Source organism: Peribacillus sp. SIMBA_075 (genome assembly GCF_046534585.1).
Map to the genome: position 1 here is coordinate 1 of NZ_JAWRYN010001327.1, position 246 is coordinate 246.

At 61.0% G+C, this 246-nt stretch carries 1 protein-coding gene; it reads right to left on the reverse strand.

The window, feature by feature from the left end:
- Positions 1–246: alpha/beta fold hydrolase (locus tag SB775_RS32655; protein WP_410865443.1), on the reverse strand; the 246-nt coding region annotated here is incomplete at both ends.

Consider the following 246-nt stretch of genomic DNA (forward strand, 5'->3'; position numbering starts at 1 on the left):
GTTCCACGTGGGCGTTCGGGTTGTCCCGGCGGAATGCCTCGGCTCCCGGCGGAATAAAGAACGGGTCGTTGCTTCCCCAGATGACCAGCGTGGGGGGCTGTTCCTGGCGCATGAACTGCTGGAAGGCTGGATACAGCGTGAGGTTGTGCTGATAATCGTGGAAGAGCTGCAGTTGGATCTCGTCGTTTCCAGGACGCTGCAGCAGCGCATGGTCCAGCGTGTACGTTTCCGGGGCAATGAGAGCGG